General features: G+C 62.8%; 15 protein-coding genes and 1 tRNA gene. 10 read left to right on the top strand and 6 right to left on the bottom strand.

Annotated elements, in window-relative coordinates; all coding sequences use genetic code 11:
- Positions 1-71: 71 nt before the first annotated feature.
- A complete protein-coding gene (locus BUE39_RS30575) occupies positions 72-770 on the bottom strand; it encodes a dienelactone hydrolase family protein (RefSeq protein ID WP_073432395.1) in 699 nt (232 codons plus the stop codon).
- Positions 771-1,453: 683 nt separating this feature from the next.
- Between BUE39_RS30575 and BUE39_RS30570 the strand changes: the two genes are divergently transcribed.
- A complete protein-coding gene (locus BUE39_RS30570; protein ID WP_073432394.1) occupies positions 1,454-2,599 on the top strand; it encodes a branched-chain amino acid ABC transporter substrate-binding protein in 1,146 nt (381 codons plus the stop codon).
- 187 nt (positions 2,600-2,786) lie between these two features.
- Here BUE39_RS30570 and BUE39_RS30565 read toward each other — a convergent pair whose 3' ends face one another.
- Positions 2,787-3,998 carry an MFS transporter gene (locus BUE39_RS30565; RefSeq protein WP_073432393.1) on the bottom strand — a complete coding sequence of 404 codons (1,212 nt, stop codon included), beginning with the start codon at positions 3,996-3,998 and terminating at the stop codon, positions 2,787-2,789.
- Between the two features lie 191 nt (positions 3,999-4,189).
- On the opposite strand from BUE39_RS30565, the gene BUE39_RS30560 reads away from it, so the two are divergent.
- From BUE39_RS30560 to BUE39_RS30550, 3 genes are all read left to right on the top strand, one after another.
- Positions 4,190-4,852 (top strand): HugZ family pyridoxamine 5'-phosphate oxidase, encoded by a 663-nt coding sequence (locus BUE39_RS30560; protein WP_073432392.1) that lies wholly within the window; start codon positions 4,190-4,192, stop codon positions 4,850-4,852.
- A 394-nt stretch (positions 4,853-5,246) separates the two neighbouring features.
- Positions 5,247-5,549, top strand: a complete 303-nt coding sequence (locus BUE39_RS30555; protein ID WP_073432391.1) for an H-NS histone family protein — start codon at positions 5,247-5,249, stop codon at positions 5,547-5,549.
- Between the two features lie 272 nt (positions 5,550-5,821).
- Positions 5,822-7,069, top strand: coding sequence for a cation diffusion facilitator family transporter (locus tag BUE39_RS30550; protein WP_073432390.1), 1,248 nt, complete (start codon positions 5,822-5,824; stop codon positions 7,067-7,069).
- Positions 7,070-7,148: 79 nt separating this feature from the next.
- Here BUE39_RS30550 and BUE39_RS30545 read toward each other — a convergent pair whose 3' ends face one another.
- The 3 genes from BUE39_RS30545 to BUE39_RS30535 all read right to left on the bottom strand — a co-directional run bounded on the left by BUE39_RS30545 (position 7,149) and on the right by BUE39_RS30535 (position 8,976).
- Positions 7,149-7,607 carry an Lrp/AsnC family transcriptional regulator gene (locus tag BUE39_RS30545; RefSeq protein WP_012431468.1) on the bottom strand — a complete coding sequence of 153 codons (459 nt, stop codon included), beginning with the start codon at positions 7,605-7,607 and terminating at the stop codon, positions 7,149-7,151.
- Between the two features lie 89 nt (positions 7,608-7,696).
- Entirely contained in the window at positions 7,697-8,335 is a 639-nt protein-coding gene (locus BUE39_RS30540; protein WP_073432389.1) for a 3'-5' exonuclease family protein, read from the bottom strand.
- Positions 8,332-8,976, bottom strand: coding sequence for an MBL fold metallo-hydrolase (locus BUE39_RS30535; protein ID WP_073432388.1), 645 nt, complete (start codon positions 8,974-8,976; stop codon positions 8,332-8,334). The genes BUE39_RS30540 and BUE39_RS30535 overlap by 4 nt, the downstream gene beginning before the upstream one ends.
- A 635-nt stretch (positions 8,977-9,611) precedes the next feature.
- On the opposite strand from BUE39_RS30535, the gene BUE39_RS30525 reads away from it, so the two are divergent.
- Complete coding sequence (locus tag BUE39_RS30525) at positions 9,612-10,217, top strand: septal ring lytic transglycosylase RlpA family protein (protein WP_374710913.1); 606 nt, start codon at positions 9,612-9,614, stop codon at positions 10,215-10,217.
- Between the two features lie 149 nt (positions 10,218-10,366).
- On the opposite strand, the gene rsmI is transcribed toward BUE39_RS30525, so the two are convergent.
- Entirely contained in the window at positions 10,367-11,245 is an 879-nt protein-coding gene (rsmI, locus tag BUE39_RS30520; protein ID WP_073432386.1) for a 16S rRNA (cytidine(1402)-2'-O)-methyltransferase, read from the bottom strand.
- Between the two features lie 37 nt (positions 11,246-11,282).
- On the opposite strand from rsmI, the gene BUE39_RS30515 reads away from it, so the two are divergent.
- From BUE39_RS30515 to BUE39_RS30495, 5 genes are all read left to right on the top strand, one after another.
- Positions 11,283-11,732, top strand: a complete 450-nt coding sequence (locus BUE39_RS30515) for a YraN family protein (protein ID WP_073432385.1) — start codon at positions 11,283-11,285, stop codon at positions 11,730-11,732.
- Positions 11,733-11,958: 226 nt separating this feature from the next.
- The gene (locus BUE39_RS30510; protein WP_073432384.1) at positions 11,959-12,546 is read left to right on the top strand and encodes a phosphoheptose isomerase; all 588 of its coding nucleotides are present in this window, start codon (positions 11,959-11,961) and stop codon (positions 12,544-12,546) included.
- A 22-nt stretch (positions 12,547-12,568) separates the two neighbouring features.
- Positions 12,569-13,363 (top strand): BON domain-containing protein, encoded by a 795-nt coding sequence (locus BUE39_RS30505; RefSeq protein ID WP_073432383.1) that lies wholly within the window; start codon positions 12,569-12,571, stop codon positions 13,361-13,363.
- Complete coding sequence (locus tag BUE39_RS30500) at positions 13,360-13,710, top strand: c-type cytochrome (protein WP_167363318.1); 351 nt, start codon at positions 13,360-13,362, stop codon at positions 13,708-13,710. The genes BUE39_RS30505 and BUE39_RS30500 overlap by 4 nt, the downstream gene beginning before the upstream one ends.
- A gap of 63 nt (positions 13,711-13,773) precedes the next feature.
- Positions 13,774-13,849, top strand: a tRNA-Ala gene (locus BUE39_RS30495).
- Positions 13,850-14,117 lie beyond the last annotated feature (268 nt).

Genomic DNA, 14,117 nt, shown 5'->3' with positions numbered 1-14,117 from the left:
GATCAAAAGCGCGCGTGACGGTCACGGGCCACGGGTCACAGCCGCGAGTCTCGCGAGTTATAGCCGGCGAATTACAGCCGCTCACCGAGGAAGGTCAGCGTGCGGCCATGCGCGAGCGCGGCGGCGCGCTGGTTATACGACGCACGGTCCGAGCAGTTGAAGCCGTGATCGGCGTTCGGATAGATGTGAAACTCGGCATCGGTGCGGCCGGCGAAGCGCTCCTGAACCTGGCCGACCGCCGACACCGGAATATTCGCATCGAGTTCGGCGTAGTGGAATTGCATCGGCACCTTGATCTTCGCCGCTTGCTCGAGCTGATTCTGGATGCCGCCGCCGTAATAGGCGACCGCGCCATCGAGCGTGCCCTGCGCCGCCGCCAGGTAAGCGAGCCGTCCGCCGAAGCAGTAGCCGATTGCCGCAATCTTGCCGGTCACTTCCGGCATGGCGCGCAGCGCCGCGGCGGTCGCGCCGATATCGGCGACGGCCTGATCGACGTTGGTCTTTTGCAGCAGTTCGATGCCCTTCGCGCGATCCGCGCCGTCATACGTCAACTCGACGCGCGGCTGCACGCGCCAGAACACGTCCGGCGCGAGCGCGACGTAGCCGTCTTGCGCATACTGATCCGCGACCGAGCGGATATGGCTGTTCACGCCGAAGATTTCCTGGATGATGATGACGGCCGGTCCCTTGCCGCCCTTGGGCAACGCGAGGTAGCCGCCGAAGCTGTCGTTGCCGGCGGGGATGTCGATCCATCGGGAAGTCGTGCTCATGCTGCTCTCCATATACCCATGCGCCGCTGCGCGAGGTCGGTCTGAATGAAGCCAAGGCTTGAATGCCTGAAGCGGGCGGTCAGTTTGCCACCAAAAGAAACGCCTTGCAGGACGCCCCCTGCGCCGCGAAGCCGCACTCGACGAAGCGCGGCGCGCGGTGAGAACCGCGTGCGGCGAATGAGCATGCTCGATGATTCATCTTTCGGCGGGCGGCGCGAATCGTCGCGCTGGCGCGTTTGCTTCGGTGTGGTTCGAGCGCGTTCGCACGCGTCTCGCGCGCGCCCGTATAAAGCCTGTTTTTTAGGCAAAAAACATGACCGAAGCATTAACGGTTTAACACGCTAAAAGCGTTGAGCCGCGCGGTTAGACGAAAGCCTCACATAGCGGAAACCCGCATGGGTTGGTGCTTTCCAGTCGATGCGTCCAGTCGGAATCGGTCGCTGTTGGATAAACGCTATTAGTGTTGATCCCACTTCCTCAAAAAAGCCCCACAAATTAATTTGATGGCCTACACTTGCGCGCAAGTACGGCTTGCCGCCTGCCACAAACAGTCCGGCAAACGTGCTTGCCAAGTGCATGAACGATGCAACCGGCGTGGTCGTCCACGGGATTGAGCGACACGTGTTGGTGAAGCGGGGGCACAGGCGATTACGTTGTTTTTGGGACCGAAACTGGAGACTTACATGAACATCAAGATTCAAAAGCTGTTGCCCATCAGCGCTGCGGCGATGCTGTTCGCAACGTTGGCAACAACGGCTGCAGCCGACACGGTCGTGAAGATCGGTCACGTTGCGCCGCTCACTGGCGGTATCGCTCACCTGGGGAAAGACAACGAAAACGGCGCGCGCCTGGCAGTTGAAGAAATCAACGCCAAGGGCCTGACGATCGGCGGCCAGAAGGTCACGCTGCAACTCGATCCGCAAGACGATGCAGCCGACCCGCGCACGGCTACGCAAGTCGCGCAGAAACTGGTCGACGACAAGGTCGTCGCAGTGGTCGGCCACCTGAACTCGGGTACGTCGATCCCGGCTTCGAAGATCTATAGCGATGCGGGCATCGTGCAGATCTCGCCGTCGGCAACCAACCCGGCCTACACGCAACAAGGTTTCAAGACGACGTACCGCGTCGTGGCAACCGACGCGCAACAAGGTCCGGCGCTGGCTAACTACGCCGCCAAGGGTCTGAAAGTGAAGAGCGTCGCGATCGTCGACGACTCGACCGCTTACGGCCAGGGTCTCGCAAACGAATTCGAGAAGACCGCCAAGTCGCTGGGCCTGAAAGTGATGTCGCATGACGCGACGAACGACAAGGCTGTCGACTTCCGCGCGATTCTGACGAAGATCAAGGGCGAAAACCCGGACGCGATCATGTACGGCGGCATGGACGCCACCGGCGGCCCCTTCGCCAAGCAAGCCAAGCAGCTCGGCCTGCGCGCCAAGGTGCTGGCAGGCGACGGCGTGTGTACCGACAAGCTGGCCGACCTGGCAGGCGACGCAACCGACAACATCGTTTGCTCGGAAGCCGGTATGGCGCTCGAAAAGATGGCCGGCGGCCCGGCGTTCCTCGCCAAGTATCAGAAGCGTTTCGGTCAGCCGATCCAGATCTACGCGCCGTTCACGTATGACGCGGTGTACATCGTCGTCGACGCCATGAAGCGTGCGAGCTCGACCGATCCGGCGAAGATCCTGGCAGCGATGCCGAGCACCGACTACAAGGGTGTGATCGGCGAAACCACCTTCGACGCGAAGGGCGATCTTCAGCATGGCGTGATCTCGCTGTACAACTACAAGTCGGGCAAGAAGACGCTGCTCGACGTGGTGAAGATGTAAGACTGCATGACCGAAGACAGCGTTTGTCTGTCTTCGGTCGAGCGGTTAAAAGGCACGCGCGCCGTAGGGCTCGCGTGCCTTTTCTTTTATGCGTGGTCGATATGCCGATTCAAGGCGCCGCGCTGGCGCAATCGTTTGCCCGCGCGTGGATGGATAGGCTGGGTGTCGTGCGCGGCCCGCGCTCGTGTCAGATCTTCAAACGACGCAGCACCTTCGGCCCGGCAATCGCGATCAATGCGCAACACACGGCCACCACGGACAAGCCGATCGGCAAACTGGTCGCCTGCGTCACGGCGCCGATGATCACCGGCCCAAGCAGCAGCCCGAAGTAAGCGAGTCCGGCGACGTGCGCGAGTCCTTCCGCAGCGTGAATGCCCTTGACGCTCGCCGCCGCCGCGAACAGCACGGGCATCATGTTCGCGAGGCCGAGCCCCATCAGCGTGAAGCCGACGAGCGCCGCCACCGGGTTGGGCAGCAGCAATGCGCCGACCATTCCGGCGCCGGCGAGCGTCGCGCTCGCCATCACCAGTTGTGGCGCGCCGAAGCGGGCGCGCACCGCGTCGCCGGCGAAGCGCGCCGCCGCCATGCCGCCCGAGAACGCCGCATACGCGGCACTCGCGAGCGCGGGCGTGCTCAGCACGACGTCGCGCATATAGACAGTGGCCCAGTCGTACATCGCGCCTTCCGCGATCAGCGCGACCAGGGCCATCACGCCCAGCGCCCACAAGGCCGGCGAGCGCCAGCGGTTGGCGCGCGGCGTGGCGGCGTCGGGATGCTCGGCATGCGGCACGTGCGGCAGCACCGCGGGGCAGGCGGCGATCAGAACCAGCGCGCTGACCGCCGCGGCCAGCGCGAGATGCAGCGCCGGCGCCATGCCGCGCGACAGCAACGCGCCGCCAGCCGCCGCGCCGAACATCCCGCCGACGCTGAACATGCCGTGCAGCGATGACATGATCGGCTTGCCGAGCGCCTTTTCGACGGCGCTGGCTTCGGCGTTCATCGCGACGTCGAGCGTGGCCATGCCCGCGCCGAAAATCGCCAGCACGATCAGCAGCAGCCAGTAAGCCGGCACGATCAGAATCAGCGCCGCGCACGCCGCCATCACGAGGCCGCCGGCGAGGCAGGCGCGGCGCGTGCCGACTCGCGCGATCCACGACGCATTGGCCGCCATGGCGCCGATCGAGCCGCCCGCCACCGCCAGCAGCGCAAACGAGAGCATCGCCGCATTCAGATGAAAGCGGTCGCGCACCGTCGGCACATGCACGCCCCACGACGCGTACATCATCCCCGCGATGAAGAACACGGCCATCGTGGCGAGGCGGGCCCGCTGCCTGGCTGTGTCGGACAGTTCGCGGTGAGCGGCAGGAAGGGCGGCGAAGTCGGAAGAGCGGTCGGACACTGAGATCCCGTGGACGGATGACACGCGGAAAGCGCGTTGCGGTGAATTTCCGATTCTAGCGAAGCGGCCGGGCTTATGCTTGCGAGGCGCTTTCAGGAGACTTGGAAGCCGGTACTTGAACGCCTACGATTATTTGAGCCATACGTGACGGGCGCATTAGGGGCGTCCGCTATCCATCGAGGAACGCGTACTTGAACATTCCCGCTCATGCTCCGCTGCATCTGCTGCACACGACTGCCGTCGGCACGCTGGCTACTCACGCTCGCGAGCCGGAGGGCTTTCCTTATCCCACCGTGCTGCCGTTCGCGCCGGACCCGCGGCATCGCCCGACGATTCTCATCAGCCGGCTCGCCGAGCACACGCACAATCTGCGCGCCGACCCACGCGCCGGTTTCCTCGTCGTCGACGCACCCGACGGCGACGTGCTGAACGGTCAGCGCGTGACCTTGCTGGGCACCTTCGAAGCGATCGACCCGGCTCCCGAGGTCGTGCAGCGCTATCTGCGCTATCACCCGGATGCGCAACGCTATCTCGCGCTCGGCGATTTCACGTTCTGGACCCTGCAAATCGAGCGTTTGCGCTATATCGGCGGCTTCGGTGCGATGGGATGGCTCGACGGCGCGGAACTCGATCCGCTGCCGCCGCTCGGTTTCGACGAGGAAAGCGCGCTGCTCGCGCACTTCAGCGACTATCGTGAGGGCGTCGGCGGTGGGCAACTGCTCGGCGTCGACCGATATGGCGCCGATCTGAAACTGAACGGAGCACGCAGCCGCTTTGCCTTCGAGGACGCCAAACTCGATCGTGAAGCGTTGCATGCGGCAGTGGAAGATTGCATGCGGCGACACGCCAATTAGGTGATTCATTGCCATGCCGGGAAAACACGCATGCGGCAATAACACCGCGCAACAAGTCTGACAATATGTTACGGGATTGCAGCTAAGCTGTCATGAAATGAAATGTTGATGCTCGATCGACATCTTAAGTTTCATTTTTTGATAATTAATCCAATAATTACTGATGCCGGTTGGAATGCTTCTGTAAAAATCTCAATCCATCTATTCGGAACATGTGCACAACCCCACGTTGATCCGAAATTTTTCGAAACGAAATTGAATTAATTTTCTCCGCCCGCTTTTGTTGTCTTTCTATTTTGTGTTAATCTCGCCGTCAAATTCCGAGGCATGATCACTTACAAGGGCAAGCCGGCTTAAGACTGGCAGTCATTTATCCGAACCACAAAGGGAATCTATGTCTTCCTACAAGGAACTACTCGCACAGCGCGAGAAGCTTGAAAAGCAGATCGAAGAAGCGAAGTCGCGCGAATACGCGGAAGTGTTGAATGAGATCAAGCAGAAAATGGCCGATTACGGCATTACGCTGGCGGAACTCGGTGGCGGCCGTGCTGCCAAGGGCGCTAAAGCCGGTCGTCCGCGTGCAGGTGTCGCACCGAAATATCGCGACCCGGATAGCGGTAGCACATGGTCGGGCCGTGGCAAGCCGCCGCGCTGGATCGCCGGTCTGGACCGCGATAAATTTCTGATTCAGAAATAATCCCATCGCATCAATAGTCGTACAAATAGGTTCAATCAGCCGCGCACATGATGCGTTGCTGTCCGACAAAAACCGCGTACCAGTCAGGGCGCGGTTTTTTTATTGCGTCGGCGTGCTGCCGCGGTCTCTTGCATACGCTCGAAATGGTTCGAACACGAATGCTTTTCGTTTAGATAAGCAACTGATTTGAAAGGATATTTCTGGCATTTTCCGCTCGTTTTCGAGATGCAGCGGGTAGAATACAGGGATTGAACTTTTCATCTGCTTCTCCGATGCCTTCCGTCGCCGCAGTTCAGTCCGCAGAGAAACAGCACGTTGCGCGCAAAAGCACCCTTGTGAGTATTGCGCTCAACGCGGTGTTGATGACGCTGCAAATCTTCATTGGCGTGTTTGCTCACTCCCAGGCACTCGTCGCGGACGGCATCCATTCGCTCGCCGATCTGATTTCCGATTTTGTCGTCCTGATCGCCAATCGGCACAGCGGCGCAAAGCCCGACGCGGATCACAATTACGGACACAGCCGCTATGAAACGGTGGCTTCGTTATTTCTGGGCGGATTGCTGATTGCGGTGGGCGTCGGCATGTTGTGGCGTGCCGGCACGCGTCTCGCCGATCTGGAAAGCATCCCGGCCGTCCATATGAGCGCGCTCGTCGTCGCCGTGCTGGTGCTGATTTCAAAAGAGAGCCTGTTTCGCTACATGCTGCGCGAAGCGCAGCGCGTGCGCTCGGCCATGTTGATCGCGAACGCCTGGCATGCGCGCTCGGATGCGGCGTCGTCGTTGGTGGTGGCGATCGGCATTGTCGGCAGTCTCGCCGGGGTGCGCCTGCTCGACCCGATCGCCGCGGCGATCGTCGGTTTCATGGTGGCGCGCATGGGCTGGATGTTCGGTTGGGACGCGCTGCAAGATCTCTCGGACCGCGCGCTCGATCAGTCGGCTACCGCCGACATGCGCGCGCTGCTGCTCTCCACGCCGGGCGTGCGCGACGTGCATGAAATGCGCACTCGCAAGATGGGCGACTTCGCGCTCGTCGACGCGCATATTCTGGTCGATCCGCTGATTTCGGTCTCGGAGGGCCATTACATCGCCGAGTCGGCGCGCTTGCGGGTGCTGACCGACAATCGCGTGCTCGACGCTCTGATTCACGTCGATCCGGAGAACGATGCGCTCGCGCGTCCGCCAGTCGATCTGCCTACCAGGGAGCGGGTGGTTGCCGAGGTGGACGCCGCCTTGGCCGCGGCCGGCGTGAAAGCCGCAGCGGTCAACATCCACTACCTGAGCACGGGACTCGACGTCGAAGTGGTGTTGCCCGCGCTGGTTTCCGGTGCCGACGCGGACGTCGGGCGACGGTTAGCGCGCGTCGATCTAGGTGCGCTCAAGCGTCGCCTGGGCGCCCGCAAACTCGACGTACTGCAGGAATTGAACGCGCCCTCAGCCGGCGGATCCGATTCGGCGGCAGTGACGGGGAGCGGTGGGTCGATCGCGCGCGCGAAGGGCGCGGAGCGGCACAGTACCACCTGATCGCGGCGCGGGCACGAACGGCGTCACTAGACACACCCAAGCGCCAAGGCTCGAGCGCGGCGGCGGAATCCACTCGTCCTTACAGCGGCAATTGCGTGTCGAATTTGATTTCGCGCAGCACGACGCTCGTGCGCACCTGCGCGACGGCGGGAATCTTGAAGATGCGTTCGTGCAGAAAGCTGTCGTACGCCTTGATGTCGGGCGCGACGATCTTGAGGATGTAGTCCGATTCTCCGGTCGTGCTGTAGCACTCGGTGACTTCCGGACAGGTGGCGATTTCCCGCTCGAACTGCTCCACGCCGCCTTCGGTATGGCGCGTGAGATGAATGTGCGCGAGCGCGCAAACATGCAGCCCCAGCTTTTCGCGATCGAGCAGCGCCGTGTAGCGCTGGATCACCCCCGATTGCTCCATGTCCTTGATACGCCGCCAACATGGGGTGCTCGACAGGCCGACCTGGTCGGAAATCTCTTGCACCGAACGGCGCGCGTCGAGCTGTAGCAGACGCAGGATTTTTTGAGAGAACGTATCGAGTGTCAACTGCGCCTCCGTTTGCGTCGCCGTATCATGCATGGTAGAGGGCGCGAAAACGAAACGCAATCTAAAACGGCTCCAACGAGGGAGATTCCCTAATTTGCCGGTTCCTCAGCGGCGTTTTGTCCTGAGCCGTCCCCATCTTTAGCTGTTGCGAGTACCGCGGCCTGGGTTGCCGCCTGGGTCGCGCGCAAGTCCTTCAGCATGTTGCAGAAGAGCGCGCCCTGTTCGATCGCATCGTCCAGCGCCACATGCGTATGCGGATGCTCGTCGAACCAGTGTTTCGGAAAGCGCGGCTTGATGTTCTTGCGGTACGGCAGGCCGGTCATCGCGAACGCAAGCGTCTTGATGTCGAGCGCCGACCATGAAAACGGGCAGCGGCCGACGAACCGCATCATGTACCAGAACATATAGGTGAAGTCGAAGCCCGCCGGCATCGCCACGAATACCGGCTTGCCCGGCAAGGCCTCGACCCAGTCGACGTAAGCCGTCAACGCGGCCGCGGGATGCTGCAAGTCCTTGCGGCAGGCTTCCCACGCCTCGGGCTGCGTCTTCCACCACGCTTCCTGCACCGGATGCGGCTTGGCGCCCTCGAGCAATTCGAGATTCGCCGAGAAAGTGGCGATCAACTGCTTGTCTTCCGTGTAGGCGGCGGAGGCGAAACTGAGCATCGAATGCGGGCCGGGAATCGGACCGTCCGCTTCGACGTCGGTGCTCACATAGATTTCGCTCATGCCTCGACTCCGTCGGCGACATACGGATTGGTGCGGCGCTCGTCACCGAACGTCGAGGTGGGCCCGTGGCCGGGCACGAACGTCACGTCGTCGCCGAGCGGCCAGAGTTTTTCGCGGATCGAACGCACCAGGTCCGCGTGATTGCCGCGCGGAAAATCCGTGCGGCCGATCGAACCGGCGAATAGCACGTCGCCCACCAGCGCCAGCCGATGCGCGCGGCTAAAGAACACCACGTGACCCGGCGTGTGTCCGGGGCAGTGATAAACCTCGAGCGTTTCGTCGCCGAACTGCACGGTGTCGCCGTTGTGCAGCCAGCGGTCCGGTTCGAACGCGTCGGCGGCGGGGAAACCGAAGCGGGTGCTTTGATCCGGCAGCTTGTCGAGCCAGAACCGCTCGTCGGGATGCGGGCCTTCGATCGGCACGCCGTAATGCATGGCGAGCGTCTTTGCGCCGGCGCAGTGATCGATATGGCCGTGCGTGAGGAAGACTTTTTCGACCGTCACGTTCTGGCGCGCGATCTCGCCGTGGATGACGTCGAGGTCGCCGCCCGGATCGACGACGGCCGCGCGTCCGGTCGCCTCGCACACGAGCAGCGAACTGTTCTGCTGGAACGGCGTGACAGGGATCAAGGTGACTTTCATGAGTGACGGCGCCGCAGGTAAAACGTTGATTGTACCGGCCTCTTGCCGACTCTCGCGGAGGCCGCCGAGGTCCGTGGTCGGCGACTTTTGTCTGCTCATTTTTGCAGCACGCGTGAAAATTCATCAAGGTTTTCAGTCGCTTGCCGTCTCAAAAATTTCTTTTAGGTATAATGCCGCTATGCACGGGTCATTGTGCATGCCACACGGCGATGCGTCCCCATCATAAAAGGGGCGCGGGATCGCCAGTCAAGTATGGGCCGCCGCAGTTGTCGGCGGCCGTCAGGTATCGATGCATTCGATGCACACGTCTTGCCCAGCCAGGCGCCGCGCGCCTGCTACGGACTTAACGTCCGTGACGCTGGGTGGGGCCTACGCCGCCGTTCCTGTGCGCTGAGTTTCGCGCGCAAGAACGTGTTTGCCACGTTCGATGGCGGCATGTGGGGTCTGGTCAGGCTGCCGGGGACAGGTTGCGCCAGACGTGAAAATTAACCGTGCGGTAGCGGCTGGTTAGCCGCATCCGGGCTTTGACGTACTGCGCTCATCTGCGCGGCGCGTTGTCGTCCCTTATCGCCGGAGTCGCAGGCAACACGCTCAACTTTCGCGTGATGCGGCTCGACAATGTGATTACACGTCTTATGAAAACTCGGTTATCCCGTGGTCTGGGGACTCTTTTTGCTTTTTTTGTGCTGGCCGGCTGTGCGACCCCTCCGGACGCCCGCAACACCTCGGCAAGCGGTGCGCCGCTGAGCACGAAAAACGCGCAAGCGGCCTCCTTCGGGCCGCAAGCCTTCGGTAGCGCGCCGGCATCCGGCGCTGCGGCCCAAGGTCCGTCGCTGGCCGACGCGAAGCCCCTCACCGAGGACGGCCCCGCCGCCGCGGATTTCCGCCAGACCGGTCGCGCGTCGTGGTACGGCCGCGCCTTCCATGGCCGCCGCACCGCCAACGGCGAGCGTTACGACATGCATGCGCTCACCGCCGCACATCGCACGTTGCCGCTCGGTTCTTTTGTGCGGGTGACCAATCCGGCAACTTCGCGCTCGGTCGTCGTGCGTATCAACGACCGCGGCCCGTACGCGCGCGGCCGGGTGATCGATCTGTCGATGGCCGCCGCAAACGCGCTCGACATGCGCCACGCGGGTACGGCGCGGGTCAAGATCGAGGGTTTGACGCAGCAGGAAGCACGCGCCGCGCGTAACGAAATGCTGGCGTCGAACGCGTCGGGACCGAGCGCGGAGAAATAAAGTGATGACGGCGGGCGCGTTTCGGGCGCGCTCGTGGTTGCCGCGCGGCACGACGGGCAGATCATGCTCACGCGCTGCCGCAGGAACGAAAAGGGCCGCACAGTCGAATAACTGTGCGGCCCTTTTCGTTTGCCCCTGTTGCCCTCTGTTTATTCTTCGTCTTTCTTCAGCGCCAATGCGCGGGTGTATAGCGCATTGCGCGACGCTCCGGTGATAGCCGCCGCGACTTTCGCCGCGCTGCTCACCGTCAGTTCTTCCAGCAAGATGCCCAGCAGAGCGTCGTGATCGTGTTCGCCGGCGGCCTCGGGCTGCGCACCTTCCACCACTAGCACAAATTCACCGCGCTGCCGGTTCGGATCGGCCGCGAGCCACGTTGGCCCTTCGGCCAGGGTGCCGCAATGCAGCGCTTCGTGTAACTTCGTCAATTCCCGTGCGATGAGCAGCTTGCGCTCGCCGTCGAAAGCGTCGGCCAAGGCTTGCACCGTTTCGACGATCCGGTGCGGCGCTTCGTAGAACACCATTGCGTGCGGATGCTTCGCGAGCGCTTGCAGCGTCGCGGCGCGCGCCTTTGCCTTCGGTGGCAGAAAGCCGAGGAACGAGAACGTCGCCACCCAGTCGCCGGCCGCGCTCAATGCGGTCGCGAGTGCGCTCGCGCCTGGCAATGGAATGATCGGATAGCCGGCTTCGCGTACTGCGTCCACGAGTTTCGCGCCGGGATCGGAGATGCCCGGCGTGCCCGCATCCGACACGTAGGCGACACGTTCGCCGGCTTGCAGATGCTCGATCAGGCGCTGCGCCGCCGCGCGCTCGTTGTGCTGATGGACCGCGACGAGCGGCTTGGAAATGCCGTAGCGCGCGAGCAGTTGACCTGTGTTGCGGGTGTCTTCGGCGGCGATGCGGTCCACCAGTCCGAGCACATGCAGCGCGCGCAGCGTGACGTCGGCGATGTTGCCGATCGGCGTCGCCACCACATACAGCGCGGCGGTGGGGTACTGCTGCCCTTGCGCGAGTTCGGAGAGAGGAGTCATGAGGCAGAAGACGCAAACAGACGGAAGAAGGCCGCCATTGTGCCACGCAGGGCCGGGCGATCCGGGCGGCGGCCCGCCGGCGCGGCGCGCATCCGCCGACCGGCACAACTTTTCGAGATCAACTGGGTCGAAATTCGTCGGCTCCGCTTTCGAGGCGCGCGCGCAGGAATTCTTGCAGCGGCAGCGCTTGCGGTTCGTCGCGCGTAACGTGTCGTGCCGTGGCGGCGAAATCGATCTCGTGATGCGCGATCGCGACGGCGCGCTGGTGTTCGTCGAAGTCCGTGCGCGGGCGCAACGGCACTATGGCGGCGCGGCGGCGAGTATCGGCTGGCAGAAGAAGCAGCGGATCGTGCGCGCCGCGCGGCATTATCTGGCGAGTCGCAGCCAGCGTTCACAGGATGAGCCTGCATGCCGTTTCGATGTGATTGCGTTCGAAGCGGGTCGGCTCATCTGGCTGCGCGATGCGTTTCGCGCAGACGAAGTCTGACGCCATGCGCTGAGAAGGCGCGTGAGTGCGATAAACTTGCGCTCGCGTGCGGGCCACGGGGCGATGCCGATGATGCAGCCAGCAGCGTGTCTCGCGATGTTCGTCACGCGACCGATGAGTGCGCTGCATGACCGGCATGGCTCGTCAACGTCACGCGACTTCGCAATACGACTTCACAACACGGCCGCGCACTGCGGTCCATTCGCGGTAGAAAGATAGAGACTCGATGTCAGTCGAACGCATTCAACAACACTTCCGCGATAGCGCGGCAGTCAAACTCGAAGCCTTGGAAACCCTGTCGATGCCGATCGCCGCCGCGATCGACACGATGTTCGCCGCGCTCGCCAACGGCAACCGCATTCTGGCGTGCGGCAACGGTGGCTCGGCGGCGGACGCGCAGCATTTCGCCGCCGAACTGATCGGCCGGTTCGAGCGCGAGCGTCCGGGCCTGCCCGCGATCGCGCTTTCCACCGACACGTCGGTGCTTACCGCGATCGCCAACGATTATTCGTTCGAGCAGATTTTCTCGAAGCAGGTCTGGGCGCTCGGCCAGCCGGGCGACGTCTTGCTGGCGATCACCACCTCGGGCAATTCCGCCAACGTGCTCGCCGCGATCGAGGCCGCGCACGAGCGCGAAATGATCGTGGTCGCGCTGACCGGCAAGGGCGGCGGGCGCATGCAGGACGTATTGAGCGATACCGATATCCACGTGTGCGTGCCGTCCGATCGCACCGCGCGTGTCCAGGAAGTGCATTTACTGACCATCCATTGTCTGTGCGACGGCATCGATGCCATGTTGCTGGGCGAAGACTGACTGATTTAAGGAGAGCTGGTTGATGAGCGTATTCCGCGTCAAGAAGACACTGGTGAGAACCGTGCTCGTGGTTGGGTTCGCGGCGGGGTTGTCCGCGACGTTGCAGGGTTGCTTCCTTGCGGTTGCCGGCGCGGCGGGCGGCGGCGCGCTGGTGGCGACCGACCGGCGCACGCTCGGCGCGCAGACCGAAGACCGTGAATTGCAGGTGAAGGCGCTGTCGCAGATCAGCCAGAATCTGCCGGACGCGGCGCACGTCAACGTGGCGGTGTTCAATCGCCGCGTGCTGCTGACCGGCGAGGTGCCGGGCGAAGTGTCGAAGCAGCGCGCCGAGACCATCGTGCGGGGCTTGAACAACGTGAATACGATCGTCAACGAACTGGCGATCATGCCGGCGACCTCGTTCTCGTCGCGCACGAACGACACGTATCTGGAGACGCGTGTGAAGACCGCGCTGATCGCGGAGAAGAATATTTCGGCGAACAACTTCAAGGTCGTGGCCGAGCGTGGCTCGGTCTATCTGATGGGGCTCGTCACGATGGACGAAGGCAATCGCGGCGCCGACGTCGCGAGCCGCGTGCCGGGTGTGACGCAGGTCGTGAAGGTGTTCCAGTACATCCAGCCGCAGGAAGCCACGGCCGCGGCCGCTGCCGCGGGAACCGCGCCGGTGGCCGCGTCGCAACCGGACGCCAGCGCTCCGACGATCGGGGCGATTCCGGATTCGTCGGTGAGTTCGCGCCCGCTCGAACAGCAGGCGCCCGCGCCGGTTACCAATTCGAACTCGGTGCATCCGGGTAATCCGAAGGCGACGACGCCGTGAAGCGGGACGTGGCTGTCTTTGCCGCCACATTGACGCTTGGCGTGGCGGCGAGTGCTTTTGTATCCACGGCGCACGCTGACGATGCGCCGCGTGGTCGAATGGTCGCGAACGCGAATGCCTGCATGGGATGTCACGCGGTGGACCGCAAACTGGTCGGGCCGTCGTTCCAGCAGATCGCCGCGAAGTACAAGGGTGACGTCCAAGCGCCGGCGAAATTGTCGCGCAAGGTGAAGGAGGGCGGCTCCGGCGTGTGGGGCATGATTCCGATGCCGGCGCATCAATCGATGAGCGATGCGGACATTCGCACGGTGGTGGATTGGGTGCTTGCCGGCGCGCCATCGAAGTGACTTTTGGCGTGCCGCGGCGCTTGGCAAAACGGAAAATGCTTGTGCTAGAATTGTTCGCACGTTGGGGGGGTAGCTCAGCTGGGAGAGCGTCGCGTTCGCAATGCGAAGGTCGGGAGTTCGATCCTCCTCCTCTCCACCACCGAAGTTGCAGTTAGCAATGTCTTTCACGGAAACCCCGAAGGTCTATCGTCCTTCGGGGTTTTTTATTGCCTGCGTTGATCAAGTTCTTAAACTGGCAGGCGCAAGCAGAACGCCAGCGTCGACCCGTCGGAAATCTTGTCTACAGTGTTTGAGGCCGGAGCCTCAATCCGCGAACCTGTCCGCATTTTTGTGTGCGAGGCGATGGGCGGAGTTACCCGCGTGCGTTGGTGAATCGCTCACCAAACAGGATAGCAAACTGGTTCATG

Origin of the sequence: Paraburkholderia terricola (assembly GCF_900142195.1) — a bacterium.
Lineage (GTDB): Bacteria > Pseudomonadota > Gammaproteobacteria > Burkholderiales > Burkholderiaceae > Paraburkholderia > Paraburkholderia terricola.
This window is presented reverse-complemented; position numbering and strand designations above follow the sequence as displayed.

Excerpts from the sequence above, each read along its gene's own strand:
- BUE39_RS30575 (WP_073432395.1), bottom strand. The coding sequence starts at position 770 with ATGAGCACGACTTCCCGATGGATCGACATCCCCGCCGGCAACGACAGC.
- BUE39_RS30570 (WP_073432394.1), top strand. The coding sequence starts at position 1,454 with ATGAACATCAAGATTCAAAAGCTGTTGCCCATCAGCGCTGCGGCGATG.
- BUE39_RS30555 (WP_073432391.1), top strand. The coding sequence starts at position 5,247 with ATGTCTTCCTACAAGGAACTACTCGCACAGCGCGAGAAGCTTGAAAAG.
- BUE39_RS30550 (WP_073432390.1), top strand. The coding sequence starts at position 5,822 with ATGCCTTCCGTCGCCGCAGTTCAGTCCGCAGAGAAACAGCACGTTGCG.
- BUE39_RS30540 (WP_073432389.1), bottom strand. The coding sequence starts at position 8,335 with ATGAGCGAAATCTATGTGAGCACCGACGTCGAAGCGGACGGTCCGATT.
- BUE39_RS30535 (WP_073432388.1), bottom strand. The coding sequence starts at position 8,976 with ATGAAAGTCACCTTGATCCCTGTCACGCCGTTCCAGCAGAACAGTTCG.
- BUE39_RS30525 (WP_374710913.1), top strand. The coding sequence starts at position 9,612 with ATGAAAACTCGGTTATCCCGTGGTCTGGGGACTCTTTTTGCTTTTTTT.
- rsmI (WP_073432386.1), bottom strand. The coding sequence starts at position 11,245 with ATGACTCCTCTCTCCGAACTCGCGCAAGGGCAGCAGTACCCCACCGCC.
- BUE39_RS30510 (WP_073432384.1), top strand. The coding sequence starts at position 11,959 with ATGTCAGTCGAACGCATTCAACAACACTTCCGCGATAGCGCGGCAGTC.
- BUE39_RS30505 (WP_073432383.1), top strand. The coding sequence starts at position 12,569 with ATGAGCGTATTCCGCGTCAAGAAGACACTGGTGAGAACCGTGCTCGTG.